The organism is Synechococcus sp. R6-10 (genome assembly GCF_047461815.1).
Taxonomy (GTDB): Bacteria; Cyanobacteriota; Cyanobacteriia; order Thermostichales; family Thermostichaceae; genus Thermostichus.
Map to the genome: position 1 here is coordinate 1 of NZ_JANSHW010000064.1, position 5,648 is coordinate 5,648.

3 protein-coding genes and 2 pseudogenes are annotated in these 5,648 nt (G+C 61.6%); 3 read left to right on the forward strand and 2 right to left on the reverse strand.

From position 1 onward, the window contains the following. A pseudogene (locus NW837_RS02055) lies at positions 1 to 195 on the reverse strand (hypothetical protein); the annotation flags it as partial. 225 nt (positions 196 to 420) lie between these two features. Here NW837_RS02055 and NW837_RS02060 point away from each other — a divergent pair. The 3 genes from NW837_RS02060 (at position 421) to NW837_RS02070 (ending at position 4,791) form a co-directional block, all read left to right on the forward strand. Further along, on the forward strand, positions 421 to 2,523 hold the full coding sequence (locus tag NW837_RS02060) for a tetratricopeptide repeat protein (RefSeq protein WP_414329048.1): 2,103 nt from the start codon (positions 421 to 423) through the stop codon (positions 2,521 to 2,523). Between the two features lie 100 nt (positions 2,524 to 2,623). Further along, the gene (gene aroB, locus NW837_RS02065; protein ID WP_414329049.1) at positions 2,624 to 3,805 is read left to right on the forward strand and encodes a 3-dehydroquinate synthase; all 1,182 of its coding nucleotides are present in this window, start codon (positions 2,624 to 2,626) and stop codon (positions 3,803 to 3,805) included. Then, positions 3,784 to 4,791 (forward strand): aspartate-semialdehyde dehydrogenase, encoded by a 1,008-nt coding sequence (locus NW837_RS02070; RefSeq protein ID WP_414329050.1) that lies wholly within the window; start codon positions 3,784 to 3,786, stop codon positions 4,789 to 4,791. Before aroB ends, NW837_RS02070 begins: the two co-directional genes overlap by 22 nt. 243 nt (positions 4,792 to 5,034) lie before the next feature. On the opposite strand, the pseudogene NW837_RS02075 reads toward NW837_RS02070, so the two are convergent. Next, a pseudogene (locus tag NW837_RS02075) lies at positions 5,035 to 5,648 on the reverse strand (hypothetical protein); the annotation flags it as partial.

Genomic DNA, 5,648 nt, shown 5'->3' on the forward strand with positions numbered 1-5,648 from the left:
CACCCCCACCAGGCCCCCCAACAACAAAGCCAGGGGGATCAGATCCGGCAACTGACCCAGCCAGCACCCCAGCGCCGCCAAGGCCACCAAGCCCAGCCCCACTGCCGGTTGCCAGCGGCGAACGGATCCCCAGCGGCGATATCGAATCGCTTCCAACAGCAAGACCACCAAGCCAATCGCGGCCGCAATCGCCAAAACTCCACCCAGCACGTGCTCCCTCCTTTCAAGCCCTGCACCAACTATCGCCTATCGCTGTCCGGTCATCATCGCCATTCAGAACCAATCGAGCGGAAGCGTTGCCTAGCATCAGGTTTGCTCCTTGCCCCAGACCCGATGGGGAGCAAATGCGTTTGCGTTTGTGAAAGCATCGCGCAGCGATAACGCAAAGATAAGCTGGAGAAGAGCAGCGAGCGGGCGTTCATGTCTTCAGAGCATTACAAGTTCGACCTTTTCTTGCGCTACCACCGAGAGCAAGCCCGGTGGGCGCGTCAACTGGCGGAGCGGCTGGATCGCGAGGGTTTCAAAGTCTGGTTTGACCGCTGGATGCTGCAGCCGGGGGATAACCGCAAGCTGGAGCTGCAACTGGCCATCGAACAATGCCGCTGGGTGGGAGTGGTGGCCTCTCCAGAGTTTGTTGCCGATCCCTGGCCAAGAGATGAGCTGTACAGCGGGTTTCCCCATGCCCCGGCACGACAAAACCAGCGCCTGCTGACGCTGCTGCACACCCCCACTGAGCTACCCCGCCCCCTGGAAGAGGCGCCCCTGCTGGATTTTACTGGCTCAGAAGAGGATCCGGTGCTGTTTGAGTACCGCGCCTTGGAGCTAATGCACTTTTTGGATCCCAGCTTCCCTGCCCCCGGGGATCTGCAGCGGTTCCGGCTGCAATACCGCCGCCGTGAGGGGAAAGAGTCCCTGGAAGATGAAGAGGTGCGGGGATTTCAGGCCTTTTTGCGGGCCATCCAGATGGCCATCCTGCGCATTGCCACAGGCGAAACCCCCTCCGCCACGCCAGAAGAAGGAGCGCGTCAGATCGCCATTTTGCAGTTCATTCAGCGGCTGTTTCAGTGGAACAGTGCCGACATCCAATTCGAGCGGGGGGAAGACTGGCGTCGCCGCGGCAACCTGACGGAAGCCCTGGCCGCCTACGACCGGGCTCTGAACATGGATCCCAACTTCGCCCTGGCTTGGAGCCGCCGTGGGGATGTGCTGGTGCAGCTGGCCCGCTACCGCGAGGCGGTGGACAGCTACAACGGATCCCTGAGCATCAACCCCTACGACGAAGAAACCCGGCTGCGCCTGGCCCTGATTCTGGGGCGCCTGGGGCAGTACAAGTCGGCGGTGGTTAACTACGACAAGGTGCTGGAGAGCAACCCGGAAGATGCTCTGGCCTGGCATAACCGCGGCATCCGCCTGCTGCAACTGAAGCGGTCTAAGCTGGCCCTGAACAGCCTGAACAAGGCGCTGCGCTACAACCCCAAACAGCCCCGCACCTGGCTGGCGCGTGGGATCGTGCTGCGGCGGCTGCGTCGGCCCAGCTCGGCAGCGGCCAGTTTTGCCCGGGTCTTGAAGCTCAACCCCAAAAGCGGGCGGGTTTGGCGTTACCAAGGCAATGCCCTCTTCCACTGCCACCGGCTGCGCTCGGCTGTTGAATGTTACAAGCGCTCGCTGCGGCTGCGCCGCCGGGATCCCATAACCCTGCACAACTTGGGGGTGGCCCTGCTGCGCTTGGGGCAGTATCGGCTGGCCAGCAAGGCCCTAGAACGCGCTCTGCGCTACGATGCCGACAACTACAAAAGCTGGTACGCCCGCGGTGTGGCCTTCCAGAAATTGGGCTACCTGAAAGAAGCCTGCATCCACTTCGAGGAAGCCCTCAAGATCAAGCCGGAGCACTTTCCGGCCCGCTATGCCCTGGCAATGGCCCAGCAGGAGTTGGGGCAATATGAGGCCAGCCTGCAGCATTTCCAGCGCTTGGTGCAGCAGCGTCCCGGCAGTTCTGCCTGCTGGTTTGGCCAGATCACCGGCCTGCGGCGTCTGGGCCGGCTGGAAGAAGCCCGTGCCGCCTGCCAGCAGATGATCCACCTCAACGAACGGGATCCCTGGGGCTGGTTTGCCCTGGGGTTGATCTACAGCGAGCTGAGGGATCCCGAACAAGCTGTGCAAGCCTACTCGCGGGTTTTGCAGCTCACCCCAGAAGATGCTGTGGCCCTCAACAACCGCGCCTGGGAAGCCTTGAAACTGGGGAAGCTGGAACCTGCTCTGGCAGACGCCCAACAGGCCACGCACCTGGATCCGCAGCGGCCCGCCTTTTGGCACACCCTGGGGCTGATTCAACTGCGGGCCGGCCAGCGAGAAGCCGCCCAGGCCAGCTTGCGGCGCTGTCTGGAGCTGGATCCCCAATTTCAGCCGGCCCAAGCTGCTTTGCAGGATTTGGCCCAAGAAGACTCGGCCTCCCCGGCGGGAATGGCTCTGCCGGAATTGGAAACCCTCACTCCCCAACCGCAGCCAGTTGACCCCAACCCCTAGCAGGATCCCCTGGGCTTTCAGACCCCAAGGACAATGCCTGCAGCAGGCAGACGGGAGCAGAACATGCCACACTGGATCCCGCCCCCCAGGACCGACACGCATGGATCCCTATCTGATCCCTGTCAAGCTTCCCCACAGCTCCTACGATATTCTCCTCCAGTCTGCCGAAGGCCCCCCTGGCCACAGCCTCATCCAGCTGGGATCCCAAATGCGAGCTAGAGGGCTTTCCGGCAGGGCTCTGGTGGTGAGCCATCCGGGGATTGCCAAACACTTTGCCGAGAAGTTGCTGCAGGGGCTGCAACAAGCGGGGTTTGCCGCCCACCTCTGCCTATTGCCTGCCGGCGAACGCTACAAAACCCTGCGCTCGGTGGCCAAGATCTACGACGCCGCCCTAGCCTTTGGCCTGGAGCGCTCCTCCACCTTGGTGGCTCTAGGAGGGGGGGTCATTGGCGACATAGTGGGGTTTGCCGCCGCCACTTGGCTGCGCGGGATCCCTTTTGTGCAGGTGCCCACCTCACTTTTGGCCATGGTGGATGCGGCCATCGGCGGCAAGACCGGTGTCAACCATCCTGGCGGGAAAAACCTCATTGGGGCGTTTTATCAGCCGCGCCTGGTGTGGATTGATCCAACGCTATTGCAGACTCTGCCCCAGCGGGAGTTTACCTCGGCTTTGGCAGAGGTGATCAAATACGGCGTGATTCAGGCTGCCGACCTATTTGAGTTTTTGGAAGATCGACCCCAACTGAGCCGCTACACCGACTTTGCCCCTGACGATCTGCACTACCTGCTGCGCCGCTGTGCCGAGTGCAAAGCCTGGGTGGTGCAGCAGGACGAGAAAGAAGCGGGCCTGCGGGCCATCCTCAACTACGGCCACACCCTCGGCCATGCCCTAGAAGCTGCCACCGGCTACCGCCGCTATCTGCACGGAGAAGCTGTCGCCATCGGCATGGTGGCTGCCGGGGAGATCGCCCGCCGCCTGGGGTGGTGGAGCGCTGCCGAGGCGGAGCGGCAACGACGCCTGATCGAGAAAGCAGGATTGCCCAGCCGGTGGCCGGCCGGGATCCCTTGGGAGACGGTGTTGCAGGCGATGCAGGCCGACAAGAAGGTGAAACAGGGGCGGATTCGCTTCGTTCTGCCCCGCCGCATCGGCCAGGCCGAGCTGACCGATCAAGTCGAGCTGGCAGAGGTGCAGGCTGCTTTGGCCTCGATTACAGCCACCTCTGGAACCCTAGAATTAGGAAAACCTAAGGACAAGAAAGCATGGCACGGCAACAACGGGTAGCCATCTTGGGAGCAACAGGAGCAGTAGGGACGGAGCTGCTGACGCTATTGGAAGAGCGCCACTTTCCTGTAGCCGACCTCAAGCTTTTGGCCTCGCCCCGTTCAGCGGGCACTTATTTGACCTTCAAGGGGGAGCGGATCCCGGTGGAACCAGTTTCAGAAGCGGCCTTCCGGGGCCTGGATCTGGTGCTGGCCTCTGCCGGAGCCGGTGTCTCCAAAACCTGGGCCAGAACCATCGTCGAGGCGGGGGCGGTGCTGATTGACAACTCCAGCGCCTTTCGCCTGGATCCCAATGTTCCGCTGGTGGTGCCGGAGGTCAACCCCCAGGAAGCCTTCCGTCACCAAGGGATCATTGCCAATCCCAACTGCACCACCATCCTAATGTGCGTGGCCATCTACCCCCTGCATCGCCACATCCCCCTGCGCCGCGTGGTGGCCGCCACCTATCAATCGGCCAGTGGGGCCGGGGCCCGCGCCATGGTGGAGCTGCAAGAGCAAACCCACGCCTACCTCCAGGGGCAGCCGTTGCAGCCCCAGGTGTTCCCTTACCCCATTGCCTTCAACCTCTTCCTCCACAACAGCCCCCTGCAAGAGAACGGCTACTGCCAGGAAGAGATGAAAATGGTCAACGAATCCCGCAAGATTATGGGATCCCCCAACCTGCGGCTGACAGCTACCTGTGTGCGGGTGCCGGTGCTGCGTACCCACGCCGAGGCCCTCAACCTGGAGTTTGAACAGCCCTTCCCTGTGGAAAAAGCCCGGCAAATCCTGGCCCAGGCCCCTGGGGTGGTGCTCATTGAAGATTGGCAGCAGAACCGCTTTCCCATGCCCATCGACGTGGCCGGCAAGGACGCAGTGGCGGTGGGCCGCATCCGCCAGGACATCTCCGAGCCCAAGGCCCTGGAGCTGTGGCTATGCGGGGATCAAATCCGCAAAGGTGCGGCCCTCAACGCCGTTCAAATTGCCGAGCTGCTTTTGAAGGACTAATTCACTTTAACTGTCCAGGTTACTGGCCCCGCTGTAACAGGGTCAACCTCAGTGCTTTTCAACGTCACCGGGGAGTTGAGGTAATCATAGTCACCTTTTGGTGTCAAAGGTACCGCTGTTTTTATAGGGATGGTCACTATGCAAGTTTGTCCTGGGGCTACTTGTCCTCCGGTGAATTTAATGGTGTCCGTGCCCGCCAGAGCTGTGAGAGCGGCGGCGCCGCACGTAGCAGGTGTAGTAATACTACCCCCCCCCACCGTCAATTTGCAAACCATTACTCGGCGCTTGCGGCAAGGTGTGGTCAAAGGCCAAGTTCGTCAATGGAATGGCTGCCTTGTTGGTGATGGTAAACGTCAATTTTGCGTTGCCGGTATTTCCGGCCGTTATGGTGTGCGGGTTGGGAGCAAAGGCCATGGTAAAGGTGGGAGCTGGCACCGTTACCGTTAGGTTGATAGCCGCAGCGGTGGCATTGGGCGCTTGGTTGCTGCTCAGGGTTACCGCGGGGCTGGTCAGGGATCCCGCTGTCGTGGCTGTAACCTGAAGATCCAGGCTGATGGTGCAGCTAGCGTTGGCTGCCAATGAGCCGTTGACCAGCAAGATGGAAGTTGCTCCTGGTGCAGCTGCCAGCGTCCCGCCACAGCCGTTGTTGAGGTTGTTGGGAGTGGCAACGATCAAGCCGGCAGGCAGGGGATCGGAAAAGGCTAGACCCGTCAGCGGCAGAGCGGCTGTGTTGGTGATCGTGTAGGTCAGAGTTGTTTTGGCAGTAGGGCCGGCAGCTACCGAGGTGGGGCTAAATGCCTTGGTAAAAGTCGGGGCACCCGGTGTGGGCGTAGGTGTCGGGGTTGGGGTGGGTGTTG